This is a genomic window from Novosphingobium sp. THN1, from assembly GCF_003454795.1.
Classification (GTDB): Bacteria; Pseudomonadota; Alphaproteobacteria; order Sphingomonadales; family Sphingomonadaceae; genus Novosphingobium.
Genome location: NZ_CP028347.1, coordinates 1923203 through 1936502, shown reverse-complemented (window position 1 = coordinate 1936502; position 13300 = coordinate 1923203). Strand labels below are relative to the sequence as shown.

The following is a 13300-nucleotide window of genomic DNA, read 5'->3' as shown; positions in this document are numbered from 1 at the left end:
CTGCTCGCAAGAGTGGCCCCTTTCGCTTTGTGGGTTTCAGTAGTCCTTGCTGACCTTGAGGTTGAGGCTTTCGTCGCCAATCGTCGAAACCGTACCCAGCAGGGCAAGCCAGCGGGTTATCCGAAATTCGACAGATGTCGCGTTGTAGCCCGCGCCATCAGTCACGAGTTCGACGAAGAAGCGGCGTCCGATGTACTTGCCCACGGCAATACTGGTCCCCGATCCCACTGTCGGGTCGGCGCCGACTATGCGTAGACGGTCGAGGCCAATCGCGGCGCGCAGCTTGTTGATCGGGTCAAGCCCGCCACCGCCGCGCAAACTGGCCAGGGCCGAAGCCAGTTGCACAGCTTCGGGCGCGGAAATCTGCGAGATCGAGCTGCCGAACAGGATCCGGCTGAGCAGTTCCTCTTCCGGCAGCGAGGGCGTCGACGAGAATGCAATGATCGGCTTGTTGCCGGTGCCGGTGATCGAAATCTTGGCGTTGATATTGTTGGCATCGCCCTCGGCGACGATATCCAGTTGCGGGTCTACCGGGACTTCACCGGTAAAGCGGATGCGCCCGCGCGTCAGTTCAAAGCGCTTGCCGGCAAATTCATAGCCACCTCGCACCAGATCGGCGGTGCCGATGATCTGCGGCGCGGCGGTCGTGCCGCGCAGGCGAATATCGGCGCCCCACTCGCTTTCAAGACCAAGCCCGCGCACATCGATGCGATTGGCGCCCGATGCGTCGATCAGGAAGCGCCAGGGCGCTGCGGCAGCCCTGGCCGGGGCGGCATCGGCAGGGGCATTGATCTGGCGCGTGGCGATGACCGGCAGTTCCTGCACCGCGCTCGCCCGGCCCAGTGCCCAGCGCGCACTTTCGATCCGCACCCGGCCAGCAATGGTTCCGCCCACGCCATTGCTGACGATGCGCAAGGGCCCGGTGACGGTCGCTGCCATGTCATCACGCGAGATCAGTTGCGCGTTACGTGCAGAGAGCTTGAGATCGATCGTCGGGCCATGTTCGGACAGTTCCGCAAGCCCGATCGTGCCACTTCCGCTGACCCTGCCGCCATTGGTTGTTACGCCGGAGAAGCTCGCCAGTTGCAGGCGGGAATCGGTGAAGGTTCCTGCCAGGTCCACCTGTCGCAGATCGGTGCCGGTAAGCGTGCTCTGCACACGCAAGCCTTTCGAGGCGACCGCGCCCTGCAGTACCGGCGCGGTAATGGAACCCGAGATATCGGCCCGCACGCCCAATGGCCCGGTAAGATCGAATATCTCCACGCCCGACAGGCGCCAGAGCGATTCCGCTGGTCCGGAATAGCGCAGTTGCCCGGCAAGCCGTCCGCTCTCGAGCCGGTCCATGAAACCGCCGCCGCGCGGCAAACCATTGACCACGGCCTGCAGGCGACCGCGAATGTCATTGCCCTCGCGGATCACGGTTCGCATCTGCAAGGTTTCCGGATCGAGCTTGGCGACAAGCGCCAGATCGACGGGACGCGAGGTGAGGACCAGCCCCGAGCGCGACAGGCCCCGCACCATCAGCGCAGCACTGCCCGAAGGCGCGCCTTGCCCGTCATTGTTGTATTCAACGATGCCGGAAGCGACACCGCCAAGGCCAAGATCGGCCACGACGATGTCCGCCACTGAAAGCGGCATGCGCGAAAGCAGAAGACGCAATTGCGTCGGCCCGCCCAGAACGTGGCCTTCGGCAATCAGGATACCGCGCCCGAAGCCGATCTGGGTAGGGGAAAGACGCCAGCCGTCACCCTCACGCGTCAGGATCGCACGGCGCGGCATGCTGACTTGGCGCCCGGCGTATTCGCCCGAAACATAGGTCACGATCTGGTCGGGCGAGAAGGCAGCTGTGCCTTGCAGCGCGAACTGCGTACCTCTCCGGCCCGAGACCGAAGCGGTTACCGAACCACTCCCGTCCTGCAGATAGGCCGAAGCGGCAAGTTTGCCGATGAAGACCTTGCCCATGCCGATACCTTCGGCAAGCAGCGTGCCCTCGATGGTCGAATGCCCATCCTTGATCAGGCCGGTTGCGTCGATCTTGGCGTTACCGATGGACAAGGGCCGCGCCCCGCCGAACCGCGCATTGCGGGCGATGACGTTGGCATCGAAGCCTTGTCCGCCTTCACGCGGGCTGAGCAGCACCGTACCATTAAGTCCGCCGCCTGCCAGCGCGATCTGTCCGGCGACGCCGTCATTGCCAAGCGTGACACCGCCGGTCACGTCCGTCTGCCATACCCGGAACTGCTGGATGTCGATGCGGGTGCCCTGCCCAGGTGGCATGAACAGGCCCAGTGTCCCGGTGAACGGCCCCAGCGTGGAATCGCCTGCCGTCTCGATACTGAACCCGTCCGCAATGGGCGAGAGCGCCACGCGCACGTCTTTCAAACCAGCAGCGGGAAGCGGGCTCGCGAACACCAGCACGGCGTTCGGACCTTCGTTGGTCATCGCCGCCTGCACGGTGAACGCCCCGTAATCGGCATGACGGCCACTGCCGGCCAGCGATGCCGCGCCGCCCGGCAACACCTTGCCATCCAGCGCCATCTGCAGCTTGGCCGAACTTATCCGAGCCTTGCGGAACGTCACTGGAATGCGCTCACCCAGCGCAAGGCCGCCGGTGAAGCGCACGCCACCACCGGTGAGCGTCTGCAATGTCGCGTTGTCGATCCGCGTCATGCGCCCGGCGAGGTTTGCCTGCAGGGTCCACGGCACGCCATTGCCGATCTTGAACAGGATCTTGGCCGTGCCGTCGACTGCGCCAAGGTTCTGAATCGCGAATCCTCGAGCCACCACCGGCCCTGCCAGGGCATAGCCGCCGCGGGCCATGTCGCCGCTCAGCGCAAGGCGCGCGGCCAGGCCCTTCATCGTCAGCGCAAGATTGTCCGAAGTCAGGCGATTGCCGGCAAACACCAGATCACCATTGACGCGCGCGCCGGGGAAGCGCGGATCGATCATGGCATTGCCGGTGACGACCCGCTGCGCGCTGACATTCAACGGCAGTACAAACCGCTTGCCGTCCCATGTCGCCGTGCCGGACGAGCGCAGGCCCTGCGCATCGAGAGTGCCGAGCCGCAGCCGCTGCACCGCCACTTGATGTTCGATGGCAAGATCGGAGAACGCACCATCAAGCGTTGCGTCGATCGCCACCCCAGCAAGCTGCGGGGCAGAAACCAGCCGTTCGGGCCTGAGCACCAATGCCCTGACCTTCAGATCTTCAGCCTCGTTGTTCGCAAGATCAAGCTTGCCCTCGGCCCGGACCTTGAAGGCATCACCTGCGGCGCGCAGCGTGCCGTTAAAGGTCTTGTCGGCAAAGGTTCCGTCATACAGCAGCGAGAGCGTCTGCCCGACCGCTTGCCCCGCCGTGCCCTTGAGCATCTCGCCCGGCCAGACCTGGCCACCAAGGCTGTAGGCACCAGCGCGATTTGCGAGTTGAAACGCGGCCAACCGTTCCTCGCCAATGGTCGCGTAAGCCACGCCGTCCCAGCGCGTCCAACCGCCCTTGCCGCCAACACGCGCACGAATGTCGCTATCCGCGCCCAGCATCTTGGCCATCATGCCGTCGCGTGGCGCGTCGTAGGCAAGCTGGAGATCGAAATTGTTGCGATCAGGCTCGCTGTCGAGCCTGAACACCACGCGATCGCCCGCGACCGTGCCGTTGACGTCGACGATGGCGTGGCCCCCGCGGATATCCGCCTTGGCAACCACATCGACGCGGCGCTTCTGCCCTGCCATGGCCGGAGATACCGTGAGGTTGTCAATGACCAGTCTATCAACACGGATGTCGAAGTTCGGGAGAATCGGCGCGTCAGGATCTTCGCTGGGCCGCAGCCGGGGCGCCCGGCGCAGCACGCCGCGATGCAAGGCAAGCAACCGCACGTCGAGCCCGGTCTTCAGCCAGGCAAGCGGTCGCCAGTCCAGTTCAGCCTCGGGCACGGTCAGGAAAACGCCTTCCGGATCGCTCACCCTGATGTCGCGCAACTTTGCCGCACCATAGATCGACCCGTCGATCCGCCCGATCTCGATCCTGAGACCCGAACCGGGCGTGATGGCAGCTATGCGGTCGGCCAGCAGCCGGTGGCCGAGCGAGGAATCGAGAATGACCAAAGCAGCCAGCACCAGCGCGATGCCCGCCACGAACAGGATTGCCAGCCGCCGTGCCGCGCCACGCACGAAACGCGACCGGCGTGACCGTACCGGCTTTGCCGGCTCGGCTGCAGGCTGGTCTGGCAGAGGCACATCGTCCGCCATCAGAACGCCTGACCCAACGCGACATAGACGCCGATGCGGCTGTCGCCCTTCGACGGATTGAGCGGCGTTCCCAGATCGATGCGGATCGGGCCGAAGTTTGTTTCATAGCGCAGGCCGATACCCGCGCCCACCTTGATGTCCCGCAAGCGCGGCGTCGTCGTCGTGTCCACTGCACCGGCATCAACAAACGGCACCAGGCTTACCGCGCCGCCCAGCAGTCCGGTTTTCACGCGCGCTTCAAGCGAGAATTCGCTCAAGGCGCGGCCTCCGCTCGGTTCGCCCGCCGTGTCGCGCGGGCCGATGAGCTGGAAGCCATAACCTCGCACCGACCCACCGCCGCCGGCATAAAACCGGCGCGACGGCGCGATGTTGGTGATCTCGGTTCCAAGGATCGTGCCGAACCGCACGCGCCCTGCCACCACCAGCTTCTCGCCCACCGGTTGGTAATAGCTGGCATCGAGCTGCGCCTTGCCGTAGCTCGACTTCACGCCATTCTGCACCGAGATTTCCGGAGAGACGCGCAGGCCCACGCGGAAACCACGCGTCGGATCGAGCAGGTCGTCACTGCCGTCATAGGCTGCCCGCATCGGCAATGCGCCGATGAAATAGGTCTTGCGCGCCTGGCGGGCGAGGATCGCCGCAGCATCGCGTTCTCCCGTGGCAAGGATCTCGAGGCCTGCCGAGAACACCCACGGCTTCTGGAACAGCAGCGTCTGCTGCCGCTCAAGCCCGGCGGTAAACGAAACCGTCCGCGCCTCGAAAGCGCTGCTCGTCTGGTTGCGCGCATAGAGATCGGCATTGAGCACGAGATCGCGCGTCAGGAAATTGTTGCGGCGGAAGGTCAGGCCGGCAAGCTGCTCCTGCGTGCCTGCAACCCCGCGTACGCGCACCATGCCTTCGGGCGGGAAGAAGTTGCGGTGCTCCCAGCTGGCCTCGACACGGAAGCCCTCCCCGCTCGAATAACCGATCAGCCCGGCAATGGTCCTCAAAGGCGCAGGGGTGAGCGTTACATCGACGTCAACCGTTCCTGGCGTCTGTCCGTCAGGCTTTGCCACCTCACGAGCCTCGACCGTCAGCGAGGAAACCAGCCCGGTCGCCAGAATCGCCTGCCGAAGATCGTCGACTTCCGACCGTTTGAAGCGTTCACCCGGATCGAAGCGCGCGATCCGCTGCAGATGCTTGGCACTCAGGAAGCGATCGCGCGAGGAGTTGATCTTGCCGAACTGATAGACCCCGCCCGGCGTCACAGGCACCGTCAGATCGCCCTCGCGCCGTTCATGGTCGATCAGCAGGTCAGGGTCACCCAGCTTGGCGAAGGCATAGCCTGTCTCGCCGAGCGCCGTCTGCAACGAGAGGCGTTCGGCCACGATCCTGTCGCCGTTGATCGCGTCGCCGGGCTGGATCTTGAATGCCCCGCGCAGGGCCTCGTAATCGGGACCTGTCGACGAAAGCTCACCCAGCGCAATCTGGCCGACCTTGTATTGTGGCCCCGGTTGCACGTCGAAGCGCACGATCACCTTTTCGACATCGATCGGCCCTGCAGCTTCGCCCTCGGCGCGATCACCAAGTCCCCCGAGTGTCTGGTAAATCTGCGCATCGTAATAGCCGTAGACGCGCATGACCTCGGCCAGCGTCTCGCGATCGGTCCGGGCGCGCCGGACGATCTGGGCAAGGTTGTCCTCGTCGTCGTCGAAGGATTTGAGGCTCGACAAGCCGGCAAACCGGTCGACGATGTCGCCTGCATCGGCAATGGCGTCCGTGCCGCGCGGGAACGCGACCTCCACCTGCTTACCCACGCGCGATACATCGGCATCGGCCAGCCGGACGCTGGCGGGCGCGTCACCCTCTTCCTGCCCCGGCAGGGCGTCGACCGCCGCATCGGTGGACTGCTCGGCCACGTCGATATCGGGATCGGGCGTGAGAGGCTGAATATCGGGAATTTCACTCCCGTCCGGCCACGGAATGGTCATGCCGGGAAGGTCCGGCATGGCGGTATCGGTCTCGATCTGCTCGATCACGGTCGCAGGCGGCGCACCCGTGCGCGCGGCTTCGGTATCAAGCGCCCAGGCATCCGCATTGTCGAGCGCGGAATCGGGGATCAGCGCCTCAAGCTCCTGATCCGCATCGCGCGATTGGGCAAAACCCTGCACCGGCAGGGCCAGCAGCAGGACCGCCGCCAGGATGCGCGCCAGCGAAAGGTCAGGTGTGGGCGTAGCGCTCCTGCGCGCCATGAACCCCATCCTTGAGGCTGCCTTCGATGCCGCTTCGGGCAAGCTCGGCATCGGCCCCCTGCCGTGCAGCGACGGCGCGCTCGATGGCGCTGGCCTGTTCAGCAGGTTCGAACCGTTCCCAGCCATCGCGGCCCAGTTTCTCCATCGGGCGGAAGCGCACCTTGTATTGCATGCGCTCCGATCCTTCGACCCAGTAGCCGAGATAGACATACGGCAGGCCGACCTGGCCTGCTCGCTGGATATGGTCGAGGATGATGAAAGTGCCAAGCCCGGACCGCGTCTCGTGTTGTGGATCGTAGAAACTGTAAATCATCGAGAGGCCATCGCCCTGCTCGTCGGTCAGACAGGCCCCTACCAGTCTGCCCTGCGAACCGTCGGTGGTCGGCTCCCTGTATTCGATCACGTAACTCTTGACCGGGGTGTGTTCCACCATGTCCGCGAAGTCCATCTCGTCCATGGCTGCCATCCCCCGCCCGGGTGACGCACGGCGAGATAACGCTGCAACAGCTCGAACTGTTCCGGAGTTGACCAAGGTTTGCACACACTTACGACAAGATCGCGGTTGCGCTTCCAGATCCGCTTCTGCGTTGACGAGGCGGTGAACGAACCGGCCACCACCCGCACCGAGATGCACGCGGTGCATTCGACGCAGCTGGGACGGTAGGCAACGGTCTGGCTGCGACGGAAGCCGATGCGGCCCAGCGCATCGTTCAATTCATCCGCATTGGGACCTTTTAGCTCGGTGAACACCTTCCGTTCGCTTCGCCCCGGCAGGTACGGACACGGCGCGGGGCTGGTTACGAAAAAGCGCGGGAAACGGACGGGCGCGGTCACGGCGGGGCTGATGCTCCTGAGGCCGGACTATCCGGCGTGTCAGCAACAAACATGCCTCAGCCGGGCAAATCCTAAAAGCCCGTTAACTACCTTTTCCTGCACAAATCCGCGCCATTTCCCGACCGGAATGGCGATTTGACCAAGGCCGACAGCACGAGTCCCCGGTCAGGACAGTCCTCGCTGCAAAAGTTAACGCCGCCCGCCGCAGCTGCGCAAGGTCAGCCCAGTTCGACCTGCTCGAGATCGTAGCCCTTGGCACGCAGCCCTGCGACCAGCCTGTCGATCTGCTCGCGGTCCCGCGCCTCGCACTCGATCTCTGCCGTCAGCCCCTTGGCGGGCAGCGAGGTGAAGATGCGCTGGTGCCAGACTTCGAGGATGTTGACCTGATGCCGGTTGAACTCCTCGACCACCTTGAACAGCGCGCCCGGGCGATCCTGCAAGGTGATGCGCAGGCGGCCAAGTCGGCCGGACCGTGCCAGATCGCGCAGCAGCACGTTGGCCAGCAGGCGCGTATCGATATTGCCGCCGCACAGCACGATGCCGACCTTGCGCCCGGCAAACCGCTTCTTGTGCGTCATCACGGCGGCCAGTCCGGCTGCGCCGGCGCCTTCGACAACGGTCTTTTCGATCTGCAGCAGCACCGCAACGGCGCTTTCCAGCGCGGCTTCGCTGACCAGCACGACATCATCGACGATGCTTGCCAGAACCTTCGAGGTAAATTCGCCCGGCTCCTTCACCGCGATGCCTTCGGCCAGCGTATCGCCACCGCAAGGCAGATCGAGATGCTTGAGCTTGGCATACATCGACGGGAACAGTTGCGCCTGCACGCCGACCAGCCCGATGCCCGGCTTGATCCCGCGCGCGGCAGTGCCCATGCCCGAAAGCAGGCCGCCGCCGCCGATCGGAACCACCAGCGTTTCGATCTCCGGCGCGTCTTCCAGCATTTCCAGCGCGACGGTGCCCTGCCCGGCCGCGACACGCGGATCGTCGAACGGGTGAACGAAGGTCAGGCCCAGTTCGCCTTCCAGCTTGCGCGCATGCGCGTAGGCTTCATCGAAGGTTTCACCCTCGAGCACGACCTTGCCGCCCACGGATTCGGTCTGCATCACCTTAACCGTCGGCGTCGTGCGCGGCATGACGATGGTGACGGGCATTCCCAGACGCGTGCCATGATAGCTCAGGCCCTGGGCGTGGTTCCCGGCCGAAGCCGCGATCACCCCGCGCGAACGCTGCTCCTCGGTCAGCTGCAACAGCGCATTGAGCGCACCGCGCTCCTTGTATGCGGCCGTGAACTGCAGGTTCTCGAACTTGAGCCAGATGTCGGCCCCGGTGATGTTGCTGAGCGTCTTGCTGTAGAGCGTGGGCGTCCGCACTACCTGGCCCGAAATTCGCTCCGCCGCTGCACGAACATCGGCGAGGGTCAGCAGGGATGATCCCTGGGTTTCGGGCTTGAGCGCTACGTTTTCCATGGCCGCGCCCTAACGGAAAGCGGCCTCCAAGAAAACCTCAAGCTTTGGCGGAATCGGACCCCAACTCTGTCAGCCAGCGAAAACCGGCCACTGGAATCATGGCAACGAGGATCGCCGCGCTGTCTGCCACCCAGTCACGCCAGTCCGAGTCGCGGTGAAGGAAGGGGATCAACTGCACCACTTCGATGCCGGCCCCGACAACCGAAAGCCACACCGTGGCACGCAGCAGCGATGCCCTCGGCCAGCCCAGGCCAGCGAGCAGCGAGAGCGTGAAGAACGCCAGCATATGCGCGAACTTGTCGCCAAGATTATCGATCGGCAGGCTCGGCGGCTTGGGCAAGACTGCCATGACCAGCGCGAACACGAACGCTGGCCAGAAGGCAAGCCGGGCGACGCGGGAGAGGAGGTCGATCAGGCGCTGCATCGCCAACAGCTATGCTTTGCCCTCGCCCGGCAGGCAAGCAGCCACTCTCGCTCAGCCACTGGCACTCAGCATCTGGCACTCGGCAGCAAACCGGATATGAATGCGTATCATGAGCGACCAGACACCAGCATCGACCGGGGCAGCAACTGCCCCGCAAACGTTTCCTTCCTCGGCCTTGGCGTGATGGGCGGCGCGATGGCGCGGCATCTCGGCCAGGCGGGACACACCCTCACGATCTACAACCGCACCACCGCGCGTGCCGAAGCCTGGGCGGCGGCCAATCCTGGCATTTCCGTCCGCATTGCCACCAGCCCTGCCGAGGCTGCTGAAGGCGCCGATGCCGTCATCACTTGCGTCGGCAACGACGATGATCTTGCCGATGTCGTGCTCAGCCCGAACGGCGTGTTCTCGACCCTGAAGCGCGGTGCGCTCTACATCGATCACACCACTGTCTCGGCCCGCATCGCCCGTCAGATTGCGGTCGAGGGGCGCGACAAGGAGCTGCTCTGCGTCGATGCCCCCGTGACCGGCGGGCAATCGGGTGCCGAAGCGGGCACGCTTGCCATCATGTGCGGCGGCAGCGCCAAGGCGGTCGATGCCGCGCGGCCCATCCTTGCAGCTTATGCCAAGCGCGTCGTCCATGTCGGCAAGTCGGGTGCCGGGCAGACCGCCAAGATGGCCAACCAGATGTGCATCGCGGGCACGCTTGCCGGCCTGTCCGAAGCGATCCGCTTTGCCCAGATCGCCCATCTCGATCTCGACAAGGTGTTCGAGGCGATCTCCGGCGGCGCTGCGCAGTCGTGGCAGATGGACAACCGTTTCCACACCATGGCCAAGGACGAATTCGACTTCGGCTTCGCGGTTGATTGGATGCGCAAGGATCTCGGCCTTGCCATGGACGAGGCGCGGAACCTTGGCGCCAGCGTGCCGGTCACGGCGCTGGTCGACCAGTTCTACGTCGACGTGCAGGCCATGGGCCATGGGCGTGAAGATACCTCGGCGCTGATCCGTCGCCTCCCGCGCCGGGCCAAGAGAGCATGAAGCGCCTCACGCTCGCCGCTCTTCTTCTTGCCACAGCTCCATCCGCCTATGCCGACACCCTGATCGACAACGTGCGCGGCACCACCATTGGCGCCGATGGCAAGCCGGAGCAATTCACCGGCCTCCTGTTCGACAGCACAGGCATCGTCACGCGGGTGATCCACGCCGGGGACAAGAAGCCCAAGCCGCGCAAGGAATACCAGTACCACATCGACGGCAAGGGCAGGGTCATGCTTCCGGGCATGATCGATGCGCACGTCCACGTGATGGAAATCGGCTTTGCTGCATTGAGCCTCGACCTTTCCGACACCACCTCGCTTGCCGACGCTCTCAACCGGATTGCCAAGTTCAGCGCCGAACACCCCGATCGGCCGTGGATCATCGGACGTGGCTGGAATCAGGAAAAGTGGCAGCTTGGCCGTTTCCCCACCGCTGCCGAACTTGACGCGGTTACTGGCGGCAGGCCGGTCTGGCTGCAGCGCGTGGATGGTCACGCTGGCTGGGCCAACAGTGCGGCGCTCAAGGCTGCAGGTGTCACGGCTGCAACCAGCGACCCGGCAGGCGGCAGCATCGATCGTGCCCCCGATGGTGCCCCGCGCGGCGTGCTTGTTGATGCCGCGATGGAGCTGATCGAGGCAAAGGTCCCCGCACCGCGCCCCGAAGACCGCGATCTGGCGTTCGCCAATGCCCAGCAGATCCTGTTCAAGCGCGGCGTCACCGCCGTTGCCGACATGGGCACCGGGATCGAGGACTGGCAGGCCTACCGCCGCGCGGGCGATGCCAACAAGCTCTATGTCAGGATCATGGCCTATGCCCGCGGACCTGAGCAGATGGTTCTGATCGGCGGCCCCGGCCCTCACCGTGGCTCTATCAGGACCGCCTGCGCCTCAACGGCGTGAAGCTCTATGTCGACGGCGCGCTCGGGTCGCGCGGCGCCTGGCTCAAGGCGCCCTATGCCGATGCACCCGCCACGCGTGGTCTCCCGCAACTGAACCAGACCCAGCTCGGCAACCTGATGAGCCGTGCGGCGATGGACAACTTCCAGGTTGCGATCCACGCCATCGGTGATCAGGCCAACGCCACTGTCATCGGCGCAATCGCCGACCTTTCCGAAACCTACAAGGGCGACCGGCGCTGGCGCATCGAACATGCCCAGATCGTCGATCCGAAGGACATCGCCCGTTTCGCGGCGAGCGGCGCCATCGCCTCGATGCAACCGACCCACCAGACGTCCGACCGCGTGATGGCGCAAGTGCGGCTCGGCCCTGATCGCCTGGCCGGCGCCTATCCGTGGAAGTCGCTCAAGGCCGCCGGCGTGCGCCTTGCCTTCGGGTCTGACGCTCCGGTCGAACTGGCGGACCCGTGGGCCGGGCTTGCCGCAGCCGTCAGCCGTCAAGGGGTGGACGATCAACCCCCGGGTGGCTGGCAGCCACAGGAGCGCGTGACGCCTGCCGAAGCACTGGCGGCCTACACCGCCGACGCGGCCTATGCAGGATTTGCCGAGAGAAAGTTCGGCCGCCTTGCGCCCGGACTTCGCGCGGACTTCGTGCTGGTCGATACCGATCCGCTCACCGCAAATCCTGCACAGCTCAGGGCGACGAAAGTCATGGAAACGTGGATCGGCGGGGGCATGGTGTGGTCTGCCGAAAAAGGGCTGGAAACCGAAACGCCTTCAAATCGTTAGGGTGGCGACGCGGAAGGCTTGGGGGCGCTCTTTCCGGATGCTGCCCAACGGCTGCGTCGCGGAACCCGCCCTCTCACCCAAGGTTTCGCGAGTCCAGATGGGCTCTGATTGCCGATTAGCGAAACGGGGGCCTGACCGCCCCCGTTTCTTTCTGTCAGGGCAGGAGAGGCGGTGTCTCGCCCGCGGCCAAGGCCGCAGCTTCAGCTTCTTCCTCGGCCCTGCGCTTTGCATCGGCCTTTTCGGTGAAGCGCATGAGCAGCAGCGTCCCCTCGAACAGGATCAGCAGCGGAATCGCCAGCATCAATTGCGAGACGACATCGGGCGGCGTCGCCACCGTTGCCACGGCAAAGATCACCACGATGGCATAGCGCCGCGCCTTGACCAGCTGGTCACGGCTAACGATGCCCGCGCGGTTCAGCAGCATCAGCAGCACTGGCAGCAGGAAGCTGATCCCGAAGGCGAGGATGAACTGCATGACCAGGCTCAGATAATCGCCCGTGCCCGGCAGCGCCTCAAGTTGCAGGCCACCCTTGTTGCCTTCAAAGCCCAGAAACCATTTGAACGCGGTCGGCATCACCACGAAGTAGGCAAGACTCGCCCCCGCCGTGAACAGCACCGGCGTTGCCAAAAGGAAAGGCAGGAACGCCCGCTTCTCGCGCGCATAGAGGCCCGGTGCGACGAACGCCCAGAGCTGGTTGGCGATCACCGGGAAGCTGACGAAGAACGCCGCGAACATCGAAACCTTCAGCTCAACGAAGAACGCCTCGTAAAGCTTGGTGTAGATCAGTTTGCCCTGCCCCGGCGGGAAGGCATGGACCAGTGGTTGCGCCAGCAGCGCGAAAATGTCGTCGGCAAAGTAGAAGCTCACCGCAAAGGCAATTGCCAGCGCATAGACACAGCGCAGCAGCCGGGTGCGCAATTCCAGCAAGTGGTCGAGCAGCGGGGCCTGTGTCTCGTCGATGTCCGAGATCATGGCAGCGGCGCTTCCGGTCTGGCGGTCTTTTCCTCAGGCGGCATCGGCCCGATCATCACCGGATCGGCGGGCGCATCGGAAGGCAGCGGATTGGGGAACGGATCGTTCTGATCCTCAGCGGCAGCCACGGTCTGGCCTTGCGCGGCGGCGGCGGCTTCCTGGGCCGCGGTCTCACGCATGATCCGCTCGTTCTGTTCCTTCCACTTGCGCTCCATCTCCTCCATTTCCGCCTCGCGGATCATGGTCTCGATGCCGGACTTGAAGTGGTTGGAGACGCGCCGCATCTTCGCCACCCACCGCCCTGCGGTGCGCAGCGCCATCGGCAGGTCCTTCGGGCCGATCACCACGATCGCCACGATGACCAGCACCAGAAGTTCGGACGCGCCGATGTCAAACACGGCC

At 64.7% G+C, this 13300-nt stretch carries 7 protein-coding genes and 2 pseudogenes; 2 read left to right on the top strand and 7 right to left on the bottom strand.

Annotated features, from left to right (window positions below; genetic code table 11):
- Nucleotides 1–36: 36 nt before the first annotated feature.
- From C7W88_RS09640 to C7W88_RS09620, 5 genes and pseudogenes are all read right to left on the bottom strand, one after another.
- Nucleotides 37–4242, bottom strand: coding sequence for a translocation/assembly module TamB domain-containing protein (locus C7W88_RS09640; RefSeq protein WP_118073368.1), 4206 nt, complete (start codon nt 4240–4242; stop codon nt 37–39).
- Entirely contained in the window at nt 4242–6473 is a 2232-nt protein-coding gene (locus tag C7W88_RS09635) for an autotransporter assembly complex family protein (protein ID WP_118074691.1), read from the bottom strand. Before C7W88_RS09635 ends, C7W88_RS09640 begins: the two co-directional genes overlap by 1 nt.
- A pseudogene (locus C7W88_RS09630) lies at nt 6442–7307 on the bottom strand (arginyltransferase). The gene C7W88_RS09635 and the pseudogene C7W88_RS09630 overlap by 32 nt, the downstream one beginning before the upstream one ends.
- A gap of 218 nt (nt 7308–7525) precedes the next feature.
- A complete protein-coding gene (locus C7W88_RS09625; protein ID WP_118073367.1) occupies nt 7526–8776 on the bottom strand; it encodes a threonine ammonia-lyase in 1251 nt (416 codons plus the stop codon).
- A 37-nt stretch (nt 8777–8813) separates the two neighbouring features.
- A complete protein-coding gene (locus C7W88_RS09620) occupies nt 8814–9200 on the bottom strand; it encodes a hypothetical protein (RefSeq protein ID WP_118073366.1) in 387 nt (128 codons plus the stop codon).
- A 96-nt stretch (nt 9201–9296) separates the two neighbouring features.
- Here C7W88_RS09620 and C7W88_RS09615 point away from each other — a divergent pair, with 96 nt between their 5' ends.
- Together C7W88_RS09615 and C7W88_RS09610 are read left to right on the top strand one after the other, a co-directional pair.
- Nucleotides 9297–10241, top strand: coding sequence for an NAD(P)-dependent oxidoreductase (locus tag C7W88_RS09615; RefSeq protein WP_118073365.1), 945 nt, complete (start codon nt 9297–9299; stop codon nt 10239–10241).
- Nucleotides 10238–11925, top strand: a pseudogene (locus C7W88_RS09610) (amidohydrolase family protein). The gene C7W88_RS09615 and the pseudogene C7W88_RS09610 overlap by 4 nt, the downstream one beginning before the upstream one ends.
- Before the next feature lie 154 nt (nt 11926–12079).
- Here the strand turns inward: C7W88_RS09610 and tatC are convergent.
- Nucleotides 12080–12898, bottom strand: coding sequence for a twin-arginine translocase subunit TatC (tatC, locus tag C7W88_RS09605; RefSeq protein WP_118073364.1), 819 nt, complete (start codon nt 12896–12898; stop codon nt 12080–12082).
- Entirely contained in the window at nt 12895–13296 is a 402-nt protein-coding gene (gene tatB, locus C7W88_RS09600; protein ID WP_118073363.1) for a Sec-independent protein translocase protein TatB, read from the bottom strand. Before tatB ends, tatC begins: the two co-directional genes overlap by 4 nt.
- Nucleotides 13297–13300 lie beyond the last annotated feature (4 nt).

Bases quoted from the DNA above. Each gene is read 5' to 3' on its own strand.
- C7W88_RS09625 (WP_118073367.1), bottom strand. From the start codon at position 8,776: ATGGAAAACGTAGCGCTCAAGCCCGAAACCCAGGGATCATCCCTGCTG.
- C7W88_RS09635 (WP_118074691.1), bottom strand. From the start codon at position 6,473: ATGGCGCGCAGGAGCGCTACGCCCACACCTGACCTTTCGCTGGCGCGC.
- C7W88_RS09620 (WP_118073366.1), bottom strand. From the start codon at position 9,200: ATGCAGCGCCTGATCGACCTCCTCTCCCGCGTCGCCCGGCTTGCCTTC.
- C7W88_RS09615 (WP_118073365.1), top strand. From the start codon at position 9,297: ATGAATGCGTATCATGAGCGACCAGACACCAGCATCGACCGGGGCAGC.
- C7W88_RS09640 (WP_118073368.1), bottom strand. From the start codon at position 4,242: ATGGCGGACGATGTGCCTCTGCCAGACCAGCCTGCAGCCGAGCCGGCA.
- tatC (WP_118073364.1), bottom strand. From the start codon at position 12,898: ATGATCTCGGACATCGACGAGACACAGGCCCCGCTGCTCGACCACTTG.